Origin of the sequence: Mycobacterium sp. SMC-15, from assembly GCF_045310925.1 — a bacterium.
In the GTDB taxonomy this organism is placed as follows: domain Bacteria; phylum Actinomycetota; class Actinomycetes; order Mycobacteriales; family Mycobacteriaceae; genus Mycobacterium.
In genome coordinates this window covers 559,727-574,494 of sequence record NZ_JBJIAJ010000001.1, presented here as the reverse complement: position 1 = coordinate 574,494, position 14,768 = coordinate 559,727, and the positions used below count along the sequence as shown (strand labels likewise).

At 66.3% G+C, this 14,768-nt stretch carries 14 protein-coding genes and 1 pseudogene; 8 read left to right on the top strand and 7 right to left on the bottom strand.

From position 1 onward, the window contains the following. Positions 1 to 55: 55 nt before the first annotated feature. The 5 genes and pseudogenes from ACJH71_RS02735 to lpdA all read left to right on the top strand — a co-directional run bounded on the left by ACJH71_RS02735 (position 56) and on the right by lpdA (position 4,297). Positions 56 to 1,579, top strand: a complete 1,524-nt coding sequence (locus ACJH71_RS02735; RefSeq protein ID WP_406756479.1) for an aldehyde dehydrogenase family protein — start codon at positions 56 to 58, stop codon at positions 1,577 to 1,579. Positions 1,580 to 1,609: 30 nt separating this feature from the next. After that, positions 1,610 to 2,002, top strand: a pseudogene (locus ACJH71_RS02730) (DUF779 domain-containing protein); the annotation flags it as partial. Positions 2,003 to 2,043: 41 nt separating this feature from the next. Next, the gene (locus ACJH71_RS02725) at positions 2,044 to 2,322 is read left to right on the top strand and encodes a putative holin (RefSeq protein WP_406756478.1); all 279 of its coding nucleotides are present in this window, start codon (positions 2,044 to 2,046) and stop codon (positions 2,320 to 2,322) included. After that, positions 2,315 to 2,863 carry a hypothetical protein gene (locus ACJH71_RS02720; RefSeq protein ID WP_406756477.1) on the top strand — a complete coding sequence of 183 codons (549 nt, stop codon included), beginning with the start codon at positions 2,315 to 2,317 and terminating at the stop codon, positions 2,861 to 2,863. The genes ACJH71_RS02725 and ACJH71_RS02720 overlap by 8 nt, the downstream gene beginning before the upstream one ends. A gap of 33 nt (positions 2,864 to 2,896) precedes the next feature. Next, complete coding sequence (gene lpdA, locus ACJH71_RS02715) at positions 2,897 to 4,297, top strand: dihydrolipoyl dehydrogenase (RefSeq protein WP_406756476.1); 1,401 nt, start codon at positions 2,897 to 2,899, stop codon at positions 4,295 to 4,297. A gap of 7 nt (positions 4,298 to 4,304) precedes the next feature. On the opposite strand, the gene ACJH71_RS02710 is transcribed toward lpdA, so the two are convergent. From ACJH71_RS02710 to ramB, 5 genes are all read right to left on the bottom strand, one after another. Beyond that, positions 4,305 to 5,189, bottom strand: a complete 885-nt coding sequence (locus ACJH71_RS02710) for a cyclopropane mycolic acid synthase family methyltransferase (RefSeq protein WP_406756475.1) — start codon at positions 5,187 to 5,189, stop codon at positions 4,305 to 4,307. A gap of 12 nt (positions 5,190 to 5,201) precedes the next feature. After that, positions 5,202 to 6,134 carry a cyclopropane mycolic acid synthase family methyltransferase gene (locus tag ACJH71_RS02705; RefSeq protein ID WP_406756474.1) on the bottom strand — a complete coding sequence of 311 codons (933 nt, stop codon included), beginning with the start codon at positions 6,132 to 6,134 and terminating at the stop codon, positions 5,202 to 5,204. Between the two features lie 200 nt (positions 6,135 to 6,334). Next, the gene (locus tag ACJH71_RS02700) at positions 6,335 to 7,792 is read right to left on the bottom strand and encodes a DUF92 domain-containing protein (RefSeq protein WP_406756473.1); all 1,458 of its coding nucleotides are present in this window, start codon (positions 7,790 to 7,792) and stop codon (positions 6,335 to 6,337) included. Positions 7,793 to 7,798: 6 nt separating this feature from the next. Then, entirely contained in the window at positions 7,799 to 8,338 is a 540-nt protein-coding gene (locus ACJH71_RS02695; protein ID WP_406756472.1) for a carboxymuconolactone decarboxylase family protein, read from the bottom strand. Further along, positions 8,335 to 9,762: an acetate metabolism transcriptional regulator RamB gene (ramB, locus tag ACJH71_RS02690; protein WP_406756471.1), complete on the bottom strand. Its 1,428-nt coding sequence runs from the start codon at positions 9,760 to 9,762 to the stop codon at positions 8,335 to 8,337. The genes ACJH71_RS02695 and ramB overlap by 4 nt, the downstream gene beginning before the upstream one ends. Positions 9,763 to 9,845: 83 nt before the next feature. Here ramB and ACJH71_RS02685 point away from each other — a divergent pair, with 83 nt between their 5' ends. From ACJH71_RS02685 to ACJH71_RS02675, 3 genes are all read left to right on the top strand, one after another. Next, a complete protein-coding gene (locus ACJH71_RS02685) occupies positions 9,846 to 10,664 on the top strand; it encodes an acyl-ACP thioesterase domain-containing protein (protein ID WP_406756470.1) in 819 nt (272 codons plus the stop codon). A 282-nt stretch (positions 10,665 to 10,946) separates the two neighbouring features. Continuing rightward, on the top strand, positions 10,947 to 12,233 hold the full coding sequence (gene aceA, locus ACJH71_RS02680; protein ID WP_406756469.1) for an isocitrate lyase: 1,287 nt from the start codon (positions 10,947 to 10,949) through the stop codon (positions 12,231 to 12,233). 310 nt (positions 12,234 to 12,543) lie between these two features. Then, positions 12,544 to 13,398, top strand: coding sequence for a 3-hydroxybutyryl-CoA dehydrogenase (locus tag ACJH71_RS02675; RefSeq protein ID WP_406756468.1), 855 nt, complete (start codon positions 12,544 to 12,546; stop codon positions 13,396 to 13,398). 4 nt (positions 13,399 to 13,402) lie between these two features. Here ACJH71_RS02675 and ACJH71_RS02670 read toward each other — a convergent pair whose 3' ends face one another. Beyond that, positions 13,403 to 13,849 (bottom strand): hypothetical protein, encoded by a 447-nt coding sequence (locus ACJH71_RS02670; RefSeq protein ID WP_406756467.1) that lies wholly within the window; start codon positions 13,847 to 13,849, stop codon positions 13,403 to 13,405. 142 nt (positions 13,850 to 13,991) lie between these two features. Beyond that, positions 13,992 to 14,741, bottom strand: coding sequence for a TetR/AcrR family transcriptional regulator (locus tag ACJH71_RS02665; protein ID WP_406756466.1), 750 nt, complete (start codon positions 14,739 to 14,741; stop codon positions 13,992 to 13,994). Between the last annotated feature and the right edge of the window lie 27 nt (positions 14,742 to 14,768).

Below are 14,768 nucleotides of genomic sequence, written 5' to 3'. Positions count from 1 at the left end.
GTGACCGCGACGGTAATGTGAGTTGAGTAACACCCATGGCTAAGGAGCAGCATCGATGACCGTTTTCGCACGTCCGGGTTCCGCCGGCGCGCTGATGAGCTACGAGTCCCGCTACGCGAACTTCATCGGGGGGCAGTGGGTGGCACCCGTCGGCGGTGAGTACTTCGAGAACACCACGCCGGTCACCGGCCAGCCGTTCTGCGAGATTCCCCGCTCCACAGCGGCCGACATCGACCTGGCGCTCGACGCCGCGCACGCCGCCGCCCCGGCCTGGGGCAAGGCGTCCCCGGCCGAGCGGGCGGATGTCCTGGCCAAGATCGCCGACCGGATCGACCAACACCGCGAGGAGCTGGCGGTCGCCGAGGTGTGGGACAACGGCAAGCCGGTCCGGGAGACGCTGGCCGCAGACATCCCGCTGGCCGCCGACCACTTCCGCTACTTCGCCGCGGCGATCCGCACCCAGGAGGGTGCGCTGAGCCAGCTCGACAACGACACCGTCGCCTACCACTTCCATGAGCCGCTGGGCGTGGTCGGTCAGATCATTCCGTGGAACTTCCCGCTGTTGATGGCCGCCTGGAAGCTGGCGCCCGCGCTGGCTGCCGGCAACGCGGTGGTGCTCAAGCCGGCCGAGCAGACCCCCGCCTCGATCCTGTTCCTGATGAGCCTGATCGGCGACCTATTGCCGGCGGGAGTCGTCAACGTGGTCAACGGATTCGGTGTCGAGGCGGGCAAGCCGCTGGCGTCGAGCAACCGGATCGCCAAGATCGGCTTCACCGGCGAGACCACCACCGGGCGGCTGATCATGCAGTACGCCAGCCAGAACATCATCCCGGTCACCCTGGAGCTGGGCGGCAAGAGCCCCAACATCTTCTTCTCCGACGTACTGGCGGCCAACGACGACTTCCAGGACAAGGCCTTGGAGGGATTCGCGGGCTTCGCCCTCAACCAGGGCGAAGTGTGCACCTGCCCGTCCCGGTCGTTGGTCCAGGCCCCCATCTACGACGAGTTCTTGGAGCTGGCCGCTATCCGCACCAAGGCGATCCGCCAAGGCGATCCACTCGACATCACCACGATGATCGGGGCGCAGGCCTCCAACGACCAGCTGGAGAAGATCCTGTCCTACATCGCGATCGGCAAGGAGGAGGGCGCCACCACCGTCACCGGCGGCGAACGCGCCGAGCTCGGCGGTGAGCTGTCCGGCGGCTATTACGTGCAGCCGACGATCTTCGCCGGCCACAACAAGATGCGCGTCTTCCAGGAGGAGATCTTCGGCCCGGTGGTCTCGGTGACGTCGTTCACCGACTACGACGACGCGATCTCGATCGCCAACGACACCATCTACGGGCTGGCCGCCGGAGTGTGGAGCCGCGACGGGAACACCGCCTATCGGGCCGGCCGTGACATCCAGGCCGGGCGAGTCTGGGTCAACTGCTACCACGCCTACCCCGCGCACGCGGCGTTCGGCGGCTACAAGCAGTCCGGCATCGGCCGGGAGAACCACAAGATGGTGCTCGACCACTACCAGCAGACCAAGAACCTGCTGGTGTCCTACTCCCAGTCGGCACAGGGTCTTTTTTGATGGGCCCGTACTGATGGAGGCACCGGCCTGATGGACGCACCGGACCGGGTGCTGATCACCGACGCGGCCGCCGACCTGGTGGCGCGGCTGGTGGCGCGCCACGGTCCGGTGATGTTCCACCAGTCCGGCGGCTGCTGCGACGGGTCGGCACCGATGTGCTATCCCGACGGCGACTTCCTCATCGGCGACCACGACGTGCGGCTCGGTGTGCTGGATGCGGCCGGTGTCGACGTGCCGGTCTGGATCTCCGGTCCGCAGTTCGCGGCATGGAAGCACACCCAGCTGATCATCGACGTGGTGCCGGGCCGCGGGGCCGGGTTCAGCCTGGAAGCACCCGAGGGCCTGCGGTTCCTGACCCGCGGCCGGGCTTTCACCGACGCCGAGAACCGCCTGTTGGAATCAGTCCCGGTGATCACCGGGTCGCTACCGCGCTGACCGGTGCGATCGCCGTAAAATCTGGTGGTGTGATTCCGCTGCCACGCCCTTGGTTGTTGAGCAGCGCCATGCTGGTCGGGGCGGCGGTCGGCATCTTGACCGGGATCGGATTGAGCCTGGTCATCACCGCGCCGCTGCGCCCGGACGTCGCGATCACGCTGGTGCTCGGAGCGCCCAGCGTCGCGGGGCTGGTGCTGGTGTTCGTCTCCTCGCGTCGGTGGGTAACCGCTCTGGGTGCGTTTCTGCTCGCGATGGCGGTCGGGTGGTTCGGCGCACTGGCCGCGATTCAGGTGGTGTCGGGTGTCTGAGACCACCGATACCGGGTCACTGCCCATGACCGAGCCGCACATGGCTCCGATCTTCGACACCGGGCCGCACCCGGTACCGCTGCCCGGACCGGCGGAGGCGCTGGACGAGCCAGTCACCGGTGACGAGCCGATTGCCTGGCCTGAACCGGAAGGGGCCGCGGCGGCGCCCGCATCCACGCCGGTCAAACCGCCTAAACCGGTGGTCCTCACCGGCCAATACCAATTCCTGAAGTGGTGGCAGCTGGCCCTGGTGCTGTTGGCGGTGTGGATTCCGGCGGCGGGGATCGGCCTGGGACTGTTCTCCTGGTGGTATTCGCTGGCCGACAAGACGCCGGCCGTCTTCGTCGTACTGGTCTATGCGGTGGTGTGTATGGTCGCCGGGCTGATCGTGGCGATGGTGGGGGAGAAACCGCTGGTGTCGGCGGTGGCAATCGCGCTGATGTCGGCGGTGTTCGCCGCCGCGGTCGCCGCGGCGCCGCTATACGGGCACTACTACTGCCAGCATGTGAGTCGCTGCGTCGCCGGAATCATCCCGTACTGAGTCGCCGGCGCGCTGTCCCGTTAGGGTGGGTCTGTGACCCACTTTGACGTCGTCGTCCTCGGAGCCGGCCCCGGCGGATATGTAGCGGCCATTCGCGCCGCCCAGCTGGGCTTGAACACCGCCATCATCGAACCCAAGTATTGGGGCGGGGTCTGCCTCAACGTCGGCTGCATTCCCTCGAAAGCGCTGCTGCGCAACGCCGAGCTGGCGCACATCTTCTCGCGTGAGGCAGCCACGTTCGGGATCAGCGGCACCGCCACCTTCGACTACGGTGCTGCGTTCGACCGCAGCCGCAAGGTCGCCGAGGGCCGGGTGGCCGGCGTGCACTTCCTGATGAAGAAGAACAAGATCACCGAGATCCACGGCTACGGCACCTTCACCGACCCGAACACGCTGTCGGTGGCGCTCAATGACGGTGGTACCGAGACGGTTACGTTCACCAACGCGATCATCGCCACCGGGTCGAGCACCCGGCTGGTGCCGGGCACCTCGCTGTCGGACAACGTCGTCACCTACGAGCAGCTGATCCTGAGCCGGGAACTGCCGAGCTCGATCATCATCGCCGGCGCCGGGGCCATCGGCATGGAGTTCTCCTACGTGCTGGCCAACTACGGAGTGGACGTCACCGTGGTGGAGTTCCTGCCGCGGGCGCTGCCCAACGAGGACGCCGATGTGTCCAAGGAGATCGAGAAGCAGTTCAAGAAGCTGGGCGTCAAGATCCGCACCGGAACCAAGGTCGAGTCGATCGTGGACAGCGGGGGCAATGGCCCGGTGACCGTCACGGTCAGCAAAGACGGTCAGACCGAGGAACTCAAGGCCGACAAGGTGTTGCAGGCCATCGGATTTGCCCCCAACGTCGACGGCTACGGGCTGGAGGCGGCGGGTGTCGCGCTGACCGAGCGGCGCGCCATCGGTGTCGGCGAGTACCTGCAGACCTCCGTCCCGCACATCTATGCCATCGGCGACGTCACCGGGCTGCTGCAGCTGGCGCACGTCGCCGAGGCCCAGGGCGTGGTGGCCGCCGAGACCATCGGCGGGGCCGAAACCATGTCGCTGGGTGATTACCGGATGATGCCGCGGGCCACCTTCTGCCAGCCGCAGGTGGCCAGCTTCGGGCTCACCGAGGAACAGGCCAAGGCCGAGGGTTACGACGTCAAGGTGGTCAAGTTCCCGTTCACCGCCAACGGCAAGGCGCACGGCGTGGGTGACCCGAGCGGGTTCGTGAAGTTGATCGCCGACGCGCGCTACGGCGAGCTGATCGGCGGGCATCTGGTCGGCCACGACGTGTCCGAGTTGCTGCCGGAGCTCACCTTGGCGCAGAAGTGGGATCTGACCGCGGGTGAGCTGGCCCGCAACGTGCACACCCACCCGACCATGTCCGAGGCGCTGCAGGAGTGCTTCCACGGCCTGACCGGCCACATGATCAACTTCTGATTCCCTGTCAGCCCTTGACGAGCGTGAACTGGGCGACATAGCTGACGTTGCGTTGAAAGAAGTCTGCGCAGCCCAGCAGGTACTTCACGTACCGCTCGTAGATCTCTTGAGAGGTCACTGCGATCGCCCGCTCACGGGCCGCTTGCAGCCTGGTCGCCCAGGTGTCCAGAGTGCGTACGTAGTGCGGCGTCAGATCCTGGCGATCGGCGATGGAAAACCCTGCGGCGCCGGCGAATTCGACGACATCCTCGTCGCACGGTACCGAGCCGCCGGGGAAGATCTCCTTGCCGATGAAGCGCATGAACCGCAGGTCCGTCATCGTGATCGGGATGCCCAATTCCGGCCAGCGCTTGAGCGGGTGGCCCATGATGGTCTGTAGGACCATCCGCCCGTCGTCGGGCATCAGTCGGTGGCACAACTCGAAGAACGCGGCATACCGCTCTTTGGGAAAGGCTTCGAACGCCTCGATGCTGACGATGCGGTCGACCGGTTGGTCGAATTCTTCCCAGCCGCGCAGCAGAATCTGGCGGGAGCGCTCGCTGTCGACGTCGTCCAGGAGTCGCTGGCCGAGGCTGCACTGGTTTCTGCTCAACGTCAGACCCACCACGTTGACGGCATGGGTTTCGATTGCCCGCTGCATCGCAGATCCCCATCCGCAGCCGACGTCGAGCAGCGTCATCCCCGGTGCGAGATCCAGCTTGGACAGGGCGAGATCGATTTTGGCGATCTGCGCCTCTTGTAGGGACATGTCCTCGCGCTCGAAGTAGGCGCAGCTATAGGTCCGGCTCGGGTCCTGGAACAAGCCGAAAAAGTCGTTCGAGATGTCGTAGTGGGCTTGCACATCCTCGTACGCCACCGCCATCTTCGGTGCACCGTGCGTGGTGTCGGCCATCTGCCGGACCTCCTATCCGGGCGCCTTTTCGCAGGTGAACTGGACGACGTCGGTATAGCCGGTGTCGAACAGTTCGGCACAGCCGGTGAGGTACTTGTGGAACCGCTCGTAGATCTCTTCCGACGTGATGGCGACGGCCTCGTCCTTCTTGGCCTCGAGGTTGGCCGCCCAGGTGCTCAAGGTGCGAACGTAGTGCGGCTGCAGGTGCTGCTCGCGGGTCACGGTGTAGCCGGCGTCGGCCGCGTGGTCGGTTATCTGCGCGGCCAAGGGAAGGCGTCCGCCGGGGTAGATCTCGTCCATGATGAACTTGATGAACCGCAGCCGCGACATCGTCAGCGGCAGCTTCTTGGCCTTGATCTCCTCGTCGCTGGGGATGACGATGCTATGCAGCAGCATCACCCCGTCGTCGGGCATCCAGCTGAATGTCTTCTTGAAGTAGTCGTCGTATTTGTTGAAGCCGAAGTGCTCGAACGCACCGATCGACACGATCCTGTCGACCTGCCCGTCGAACTCCTCCCAGGGCTGCAGCCGCACTTCCATGTGGCGCGTGCTGGTCGAGTTCGCGAACACGTTGTCCTCGATGTGCTGCTTCTGGTTCTCCGAGAGGGTCAGACCGATGACGTTGACGTCGTAGCGCTCGGCGGCCCGCCGAATCGTGGAACCCCACCCGCAGCCGATGTCGAGCAACGTCATCCCGGGTTCCAGGCCCAGCTTGCCCAGCGACAGGTCGACCTTGGCCAGCTGCGCTTCTTGCAGCGTCATGTCGTCGCGCTCGAAATATGCGCAGCTGTAAGTCTGCGACGGGTCCTGCCACAGCTTGAAGAAGTCGTTGGAGATGTCGTAGTGGAACTGGACCTCGTCTTTGTCTGATCCGCGGGTCTGCGCCGCGGAGTTCGACAGCCATTGGGATTTGGCTTTGGGTCCGGCGCTTGGGGAATGTGCCACCGTGGGTCCTCCCGGGAGAGACCTATGTCGGAGAAACGACGTGCTGGTGGCTCAACACTTGGGCCGACACTACGCCCCCCAAGGTAGGAGTGCCCTGTGAGTTTTTGGCCCGAGCGCGCCCGGTAAACGGTGCTGAGGCGGGATATGCCGGGCGATGCTCGGACGAGCGAAACACCGTCGGCGGCCGGCGAGCCGCCGGATCAGCCTCCGAAAAGCCCGAAGACCCCGAAACCCACCACCATGCCGGCTGTGTTCGCGCAGGCGTTGACCACGTCGTTGCCCACCCACCGCCAGCCGGTGGACGGTGTTGTCGGTGCGCCGCAGTGCAGGGCGTCCTCGACCGTGGCGCCGCACGTCGCGCAGGTGAAGCGGGCCTGAACGCTGGCGCCGATCAGGGTGTCGACCAGCGAGCCGACGACTCCTGCCGCCAGGCCCACCGCCACCATCGCGAGCCCGCCGAACAGGGCGCCGAAGGCGCCGACGGCCAGCGCCCCCAGCACCGTTGCGCCCGAACCCAGCGGGGAGACCGCCCCGGAGGTGCCCTTGGGCACCCGTCCCCAGGTGCGCAGCGACAACGGCTCCCGAGAGGAGAAGCGGCCGATCTCCGAGGCCCAGGAGTCGGCGATGCCGGCTGCGATCCCGCCGATCGACACGGCGTACCAGAGCGGGTCACGGGTGAATGCGTAGCCGATCACCGGGACCAGCACCGGGAGGCCCGCGTTCACCGCGACCTGGCTCAGGGTGCGCATGCCCCCACTTCGGGTGGGCCGTCGATACGCGGTGAGCAGGCTGGTCAGTGAGAAGAACAACGCGGCCGGGATGATCCACGCCCAGCCGCCGAGGCCGACGGCCACCCCGGCGATCAGGCCGCCGGCCAGTGCGCCCGGCAGGTCCAGCCATCGCATCCGCAGCATGAACGGCACGATGGCGCAGCCGAATACCACCGCGGCCAGCCACCGCAGCCCGTCGTCGGTCGACAGTTCCCGTGCCACGTGCAGCAGTAGCGCAACCCACGGTGTGATCAGCAGGTTGTCCGCCGCCGGTAGCACCAGAAGTTCCACGGCTGCTGTGGTTATCGCGACGAACAGCGAAACCGACACCGCCATAAACGTATTCAGTTCAAGTCCGACCCGGCAGAACACCCACGAGACGGCGAAGGCGATGGCCACGAAGGCGACCGACCCCTCCAGGGAGCGCACCCCGCCACCGGCTTCGACTCGGTGTCTGCCGTAGCGGTCACCGATCAGCGCCGCGCCGGCGTCGGCCAGTCCCAGCACCACCACGCCTGCCGCGATGGCGACCCGGTCCGGCCAGAACGCCAGCACCGCGACCAGCGCCCCGGCGGCGAAGCCCACCAGTCCGTAGTCGCGGGACCGGGTGCCGTCGAAGACGCCGGGCACCGGGACCAGACCGCGCTCCACGATGACCGCCAAAGCCACCGTCGCGGCGGCCAGCACGCCCGCCACCACCACGCCGTGCGAGAGCTGGAAGGCCGCCAGCGCGGCGAACAGCCCGCACAGCGCGTGCGGGATCTTGCGGGTGACCAAGGGGCCGGCCCCCCGTCGTGCCAGTGCGCGCCCGACCACGATCAGGACCGCTGCGATCAGCAGAACCCCGCCCCCGGCGACGGCCAGGTCGTGGCTCACGGTAGCTGTCACGCAGGACTACTCATCGAAATCCAGCGGCACCCGCAGTGCGCTCAGGGTGGCGGCCAGCGCGTCGTATTGGCTGGTCAGCATGACGAATTCGATCAGCCGGGGACGATCCAGATGGGCAGCCAGCTGCGCCCAGGTGGCGTCCGAGAGCGTGCGGGTTCCCACCAGTTCGTCGACCCCGGTGAGCAATACGCGCTGCCGGTCGGTGAGCCCGTCCGCGCCGGGCCCTTCGAAGATCCGCGCCTGGGTAGCGTCGTCGAGGCCGACCGCCCGGCCCATCCGGCGATGGTGCTGCAGCTCGTATTGGCTGTCGCGCAGGTGTCCGACCCGCAGGATCACCAACTCGGTGTCGCGGTTCGGCAGCTTGCCGCCCCGCATCAGCACCCCGCCGAACGGCAGCCAGGACCACATCAATCGCTTGTGCTGGCCGAGTGTGGTGAACAGGTGTGCCCGGGGTACATGCTGGCGCAGGGCGATGACCTTGCAGACCAGCCAGTTGGCGACGCCGAGGTCGCGTAGGCCGGGGGAATCGGGGATACGAACAGTCACCGCTGTTGCTTTACCAGATACGGCGAGACAGTGCTGCGATGTTCGTTGAGATCCAGGTCACGGCCGAGCGCGGGGAAGGCCCGCTGCGGGCAGTTGTCGTGGTCGCAGACGCGACATCCCACCCCGATCGGGGTGGCCGGGACGTCGTGACCGGTGGCCAGATCCAGGCCTTCGGAGTAGACCAGCCGGTGGGCGTGGCGTAGTTCGCAACCGAGACCGATCGCGAAGGTCTTGTCTGGCTGGCCCCAGCGGGAAGCGCGGCGTTCGACGGTGCGCGCCACCCACATGTACTTGCGGCCGTCGGGCATCTCGGCGATCTGCACCAGGATCTTTCCCGGGTTGCCGAACGACTCGTAGACGTTCCACAGCGGGCAGGTGCCGCCGCTGGAGGAGAAATGAAAACCGGTGGCGGATTGTCGCTTTGACATGTTGCCGGCCCGATCGACCCGGACGAAGGAGAACGGCACACCCCGCATCGACGGCCGCTGCAGGGTGGACAGCCGGTGGGCGATGGTCTCGTAGCTGACGCGGTAGAAGGCCGACAGTCGTTCGATGTCGTAACGGAACGTCTCGGCGCTGTCGTGGAACTGCCCGTAGGGCAACACAATCGCCGCCGCGAAGTAGTTGGCCAGCCCAAGCCGGGCCAGCGTGCGGGAGTCCTTCGAGGTGAACTTGCCCTCTTCGACCATGGTCGAGATCTGGTCGTCGAACTCCAGGTAGGCCAGTTCGGCGGCCATCTTGAACACCCGCTGCCCCCAGGACAGGTGGTTGGAGATGTCCAGTGTCCGGGTTTCCGCGTCGTAGCGGTGCAGCACCGTCTCGCCTAGGTCGATCCGGCGGTTGATGTGCACGCCGTGTACCTCGGTGAGTCGATTGGCCAGCTCGACGGCCAGCTCGCCCTGGTGTCTGCGCATCCGGGTGGCCAGTTCCTCCGCGGCGGTGTCGAGTTCGTGCAGGTAGTTCTGGCGTTGATAGAAGTAGTCCCGGACCTCTTCGTGCGGCATGGTGATCGCGCCTGTGCCGCTGCCGTCGGAGAAGCGTTCCTCGGTGGCTGCGGCGAGTTGGGCCGTGGTGATGCGGTAGCGGCGGTGCAGGTTGACCATGGCGTGGGCCAATTTGGGGTGGGCACTGACCAATTCGGCCACCTCGGCCAGGTCAACGTCCATGTCGAGATCGCGGTCCATGGCGACCTCGCGCAACTCGGCGACCAGCCGGGTGTCGTCCTGGGAGGCGAAGAAGCTGGCGTCCACACCGAAGACTTCGGCGATGCGCAGCAGGACCGCCACGGTCAGCGGACGAACGTCATGTTCGATCTGGTTGAGGTAGCTCGGCGAGATCTCCAGCATCTGGGCCAGTGCAGCCTGGCTGAACCCGCGTTCGCTGCGCAGCTGGCGCACCCGGGCGCCGACATACGTCTTGGCCACCCAACCGACCCTACCTGCTGCGAAGGCGGCATTCGCATTGTTGGCATGGCATGATCCGCTCAGGGAAGACCACGGGAGCATCGATGCAGCAGATTCAGCAGCCGACCGGCCTGGCCAAGGTTTTGATGCCGGTGCTGGACCCACATCCCGACGTGTTCGACCGGCAGTGGCCGCTGCGGGTCGCCGACATCGACCGGCTGGGCCGCCTGCGGATGGACGCGGCCGCCCGGCATATCCAGGACATCGGCCAGGACCAGTTGCGCCAGATGGGATATGAGGCCACCCACCCCCTGTGGATCGTCCGGCGCACCATGATGGACCTGATCCGCCCGATCGAGTTCCAGGACATCTTGCGGGTGCGCCGCTGGTGCTCGGGCGCCTCCAACCGCTGGTGTGAGATGCGCGTGCGGATCGACGGGAAACGCAAGGGTGGTTTGGTCGAGGCCGAATCGTTCTGGATCAATATCAACCGGGAGACCCAGGGGCCGGCGCGGATGTCGGACGATTTCCTGGCCGCGCTGATGCGCACCACCACCGTCGACCGGCTGCGCTGGAAGGCCTACTTGAAGGCCGGTGGCCGTGAGGACGCCGACGAGATCCACGAGTACCCGATCCGGTTTACCGACATCGACCTGTTCGACCACATGAACAACTCGGTGTACTGGAGCGTGGTCGAGGACTACCTGTCGAGTTATCCCGAGCTGCTCGCGGCGCCGCTGCGGGTCACGCTGGAACACGACGCGGCCATCGCGCTGGGCGACAAACTAGAGATCGTCTCCCACGTTCACCCGGCTGGATCGACCGACAGGTTCGGGCCCGACTTGGTCGATCGCACTGTTAGAACGCTCACATACCTGGTGGGTGAAGAGGTCAAAGCCCTCGTCGCAATCTTCCCGCTGTAACACGTTCTAGTCAGTACGGGCGTACTGCTGAAACATGCGCTGACCTGTGTCGATATGTTACTGGCCGGTAGCTTTTGCGGCCGGTGTCGCGACAGGGCCTCCGCGCTATTCTTCGCAAACTTCGCATAACGTTCGTACTGTTTGGCCAAACTTGGCAATGAAAACCGGTGGACCTGGGCTGATGTGGTGTGTCAATGTCTTGTTAACACACCAGTGAATCCGTCGGGGTGTTGGCAAGTCCGATAAGCGGCCCGGCGATCGCGCGAACACGAAGGAGCCGCCATGTCGACCGTTGGCACGCCGAAGAGCCCCGAGCAGATCCAGCACGACTGGGACCACAACCCGCGTTGGAAGGGTGTCAGCCGCACCTACACCGCCGAGGATGTCGTCGCGCTCCAGGGCCACGTCGTCGAGGAGCACACCCTGGCCCGTCGTGGCGCCGAGGTGCTGTGGGAGCAGCTGCACGACCTGGACTACATCAACGCCCTGGGCGCGCTGACCGGCAACATGGCCGTCCAGCAGGTTCGGGCCGGCCTGAAGGCCATCTACCTGTCCGGGTGGCAGGTCGCCGGTGACGCCAACCTGTCCGGCCACACCTACCCCGACCAGAGCCTCTACCCGGCCAACTCGGTGCCGCAGGTGGTGCGCCGGATCAACAACGCGCTGCTGCGCGCCGACGAGATCGCCAAGGTCGAGGGTGACACCTCGGTGGACAACTGGCTGGCCCCGATCGTGGCCGACGGCGAGGCCGGCTTCGGTGGCGCGCTCAACGTCTACGAGCTGCAGAAGGCGATGATCGCCGCGGGTGTCGCGGGTTCGCACTGGGAGGACCAGCTGGCCTCGGAGAAGAAGTGTGGCCACCTGGGCGGCAAGGTGCTGATCCCCACCCAGCAGCACATCCGGACCCTGACCTCGGCCCGTCTGGCCGCTGACGTCGCCGACGTGCCGACCGTGGTGATCGCCCGGACCGACGCCGAGGCCGCCACCCTGATCACCTCCGACGTGGACGAGCGGGACCAGCCGTTCATCACCGGCGAGCGCACGAAGGAAGGCTTCTTCTACACCAAGAACGGCCTGGAGCCCTGCATCGCCCGCGCCAAGGCCTACGCCCCGTACGCCGACCTGATCTGGATGGAGACCGGTACTCCGGACCTGGAGCTGGCCCGCAAGTTCGCCGAGGGCGTCAAGGCTGAGTTCCCGGACCAGATGCTGGCCTACAACTGCTCGCCGTCGTTCAACTGGAAGCAGCACCTGGACGACGCGACCATCGCCAAGTTCCAGAACGAGCTGGGCGCCATGGGCTTCAAGTTCCAGTTCATCACGCTGGCCGGCTTCCACGCGCTGAACTACTCGATGTTCGATCTGGCCCACGGCTACGCCCGCAAGCAGATGAGCGCCTACGTGGAGCTGCAGGAGCGCGAGTTCGCTGCCGAGGAGCGCGGCTACACCGCCACCAAGCACCAGCGCGAGGTCGGTGCCGGTTACTTCGACCGGATCGCCACCACGGTGGACCCGACCTCGTCGACCACGGCGCTGGCCGGCTCGACCGAAGAGGGCCAGTTCCACTGAGTCGAGTGGCGCCAGCCACGAGGCGAGGTGGAACCGAAGGCGTGAGCCACTGAGTCGAGTGGCACCAGCCACGAGGCGAGGTGGAACCGAAGGCGTGAGCCACTAGGCCACTGACCTTGCCGCGAGCGTGCGCAGTTGTACGCCCTGACACGGCGTGTCGACGTACAGACACGCACGCTCGCGCCAGGGAAGCCAGGGAAGAGGTTTCCCGCGGTGGAAGTCGGATTGCACCGCGGGGGAGTTGACAGCACAGGCCCCGCCCAGCCAGCCTGGGCGGGGCCTGTTGCTGCCGTTGACTGAAAGGGAGACCGTGTCGATCCAACGAGTAGGTGTCATCGGAGCCGGGCAGATGGGCGCCGGAATCGCCGAGGTGTCTGCGCGTGCCGGCGTTGAGGTGAAGGTCTTCGAGACCACCGACACACTGGTCACCGCGGGCCGCAACCGGATCGTCAAGTCGCTCGAGCGCGGCGTGAGCGCGGGCAAGATCACCGAACGCGAGCGCGACGACGCCGTCGGCAATCTGACCTTCACCACCGACCTGGGCGACCTGGCGGATCGGCAGCTGGTCATCGAGGCCGTCATCGAAGACGACACCGTCAAGTCGAAGATCTTCGCCGAGCTGGACCGGGTGATCACCGACCCGGACGCCGTGCTCGCGTCGAACACCTCGTCCATCCCGATCATGAAGATCGCCGCCGCGACGGCGAACCCGCAGCGGGTGCTGGGGCTGCACTTCTTCAACCCGGTTCCGGTGCTGCCGCTGGTCGAGCTGGTCAGCACCCTGGTCACCGACCCCGCCGCCGCCGACCGCACCGAGGAGTTCGCCAGCGCGGTGCTGGGCAAGCAGGTGGTGCGCTGCTCGGACCGGTCCGGCTTCGTGGTGAACGCCCTGCTGGTGCCCTACCTGCTGTCGGCGGTCCGCATGCTCGAGTCCGGGTTCGCCACCGTCGAGGACATCGACAAGGCCATCGTCGCCGGCCTGTCGCACCCGATGGGACCGCTGCGGCTGTCCGACCTGGTCGGTCTGGACACGCTGAAGCTGATCGCGGACAAGATGTACGAGGAGTTCAAGGAGCCGCTCTACGCCGCGCCGCCGCTGCTGCTGCGCATGGTCGAGGCCGGCCAGCTGGGCAAGAAGTCCGGCCGGGGCTTCTACACCTACTGATCCGTTAGTGCGTGGGGCTCACGCCGAACGCGAACCAGCACGGCTTGCCCTCCATGGGCGAGTCGAACGGTGACGCGGTGCGGGTCAAGCCGCTCGGCGGTATGAGCGTGGGAACCCCGTTGAAGATCACGCAGGCCGAGTTGGTGATCAGGTCCTGTGGTGGGCGGTCACCGGGCGGGTTGTTCTGACCGTTCTGGCCGGCGGCGCGGGCTGCCTGGTCGGCGGCGTTCTGGGCCTCGCTGATGGCCCGATTGGCGATACCGGCTCCGCACGCCTGCGGGTCCTGCGGTTGTTGGCCCTGGTCGCCACTGGCGCAGGCATCCTGCCCTTGCCCGGGCGGCTGTTCCGGGTCGTCCGCGCTGGCCAGCGGCGGACAGCTGACGAATGCTCCGGCAGCGATCAGTGCCGACAAGACCGCTCTGGCGGCCAGCCGGTAGTCCGTTGTGGCCATGGTAAGGCACCTGCCTTCCCTCATAGGACATCGCATCACAACTGGTCGGTTCAGACGACCCGCTTGCGACGGTAGGAGCTTCAGTCCCGCAGAGATACAGGGATTTCCCTGGTAATTGGCGGTGCCCCGGGGCGAGGCAAGGTCAGCGGGCAGACCGGGTCGATACGTCGGTGTTGCGCGCTTGCGCATTGGTCGCTCGCCGCCACGGCAGTATCGGCGACGGGTGCGGGCCGGCGTTGAATTTCTCCAGCGATCCGCCCACCTCGACGATGCCGCACAGCGCATTCCAGGTCATCATCGTCAGGTAGTCGATCAGGTCGTCGGCGCTCATCCGCGGGTCCAGCAGCCAGGAGTGCGTGGCCAACTGCACGCCGCCGACGGTCATGTAGGCCCACGGCTCGACCCCGCGGGTGTCCATCCCGACCGCGTTCATGCGGCGCCGCAGCATCACCGCGAGCATCCGGGCGATGATGCGCTCGGAGTCGGCGATCACCTTGCTCTTGCTGGCCGAGCTGTTGGCCATCACGAACCGGTACGGCTCGGGTTCGTTGGCCACTGTCTGCACGTACACCCGGATGATCTCGCGGACCAGGTCGAACCCGTCCAGATTCGCCGACAGCGCCTTGGCCATATTCGGGATCAGCGTGGTCTGCGCGAAGCGCATCATCACCGCGGTGGTCAGGTCGTTCTTGTCGACGAAATACCGGTACAGGACCGTCTTGGACACGCCGATCTCCGCGGCGATCTCGTCCATGCTCACATAGCGGCCGCGGCGCCGGATCGCCTCGATCGTTCCATCGATCAGGTCGTTGCGGCGGTCGACCTTGTGCTGGTGCCAACGCCGTTTACGACCGTCGGTCTTGGCGGTGCCGGCCTGGAGCTGCTCTGCCACTATCGCGGATTCCCATTCCCTAGACGC

What these genes read in the sequence shown, in the direction of transcription:
- ACJH71_RS02735 (WP_406756479.1), top strand. Translation starts at nt 56, where the DNA reads ATGACCGTTTTCGCACGTCCGGGTTCCGCCGGCGCGCTGATGAGCTAC.
- ACJH71_RS02710 (WP_406756475.1), bottom strand. Translation starts at nt 5,189, where the DNA reads ATGGCCGACACCACGCACGGTGCACCGAAGATGGCGGTGGCGTACGAG.
- ACJH71_RS02685 (WP_406756470.1), top strand. Translation starts at nt 9,846, where the DNA reads ATGCAGCAGATTCAGCAGCCGACCGGCCTGGCCAAGGTTTTGATGCCG.
- aceA (WP_406756469.1), top strand. Translation starts at nt 10,947, where the DNA reads ATGTCGACCGTTGGCACGCCGAAGAGCCCCGAGCAGATCCAGCACGAC.
- ACJH71_RS02670 (WP_406756467.1), bottom strand. Translation starts at nt 13,849, where the DNA reads ATGGCCACAACGGACTACCGGCTGGCCGCCAGAGCGGTCTTGTCGGCA.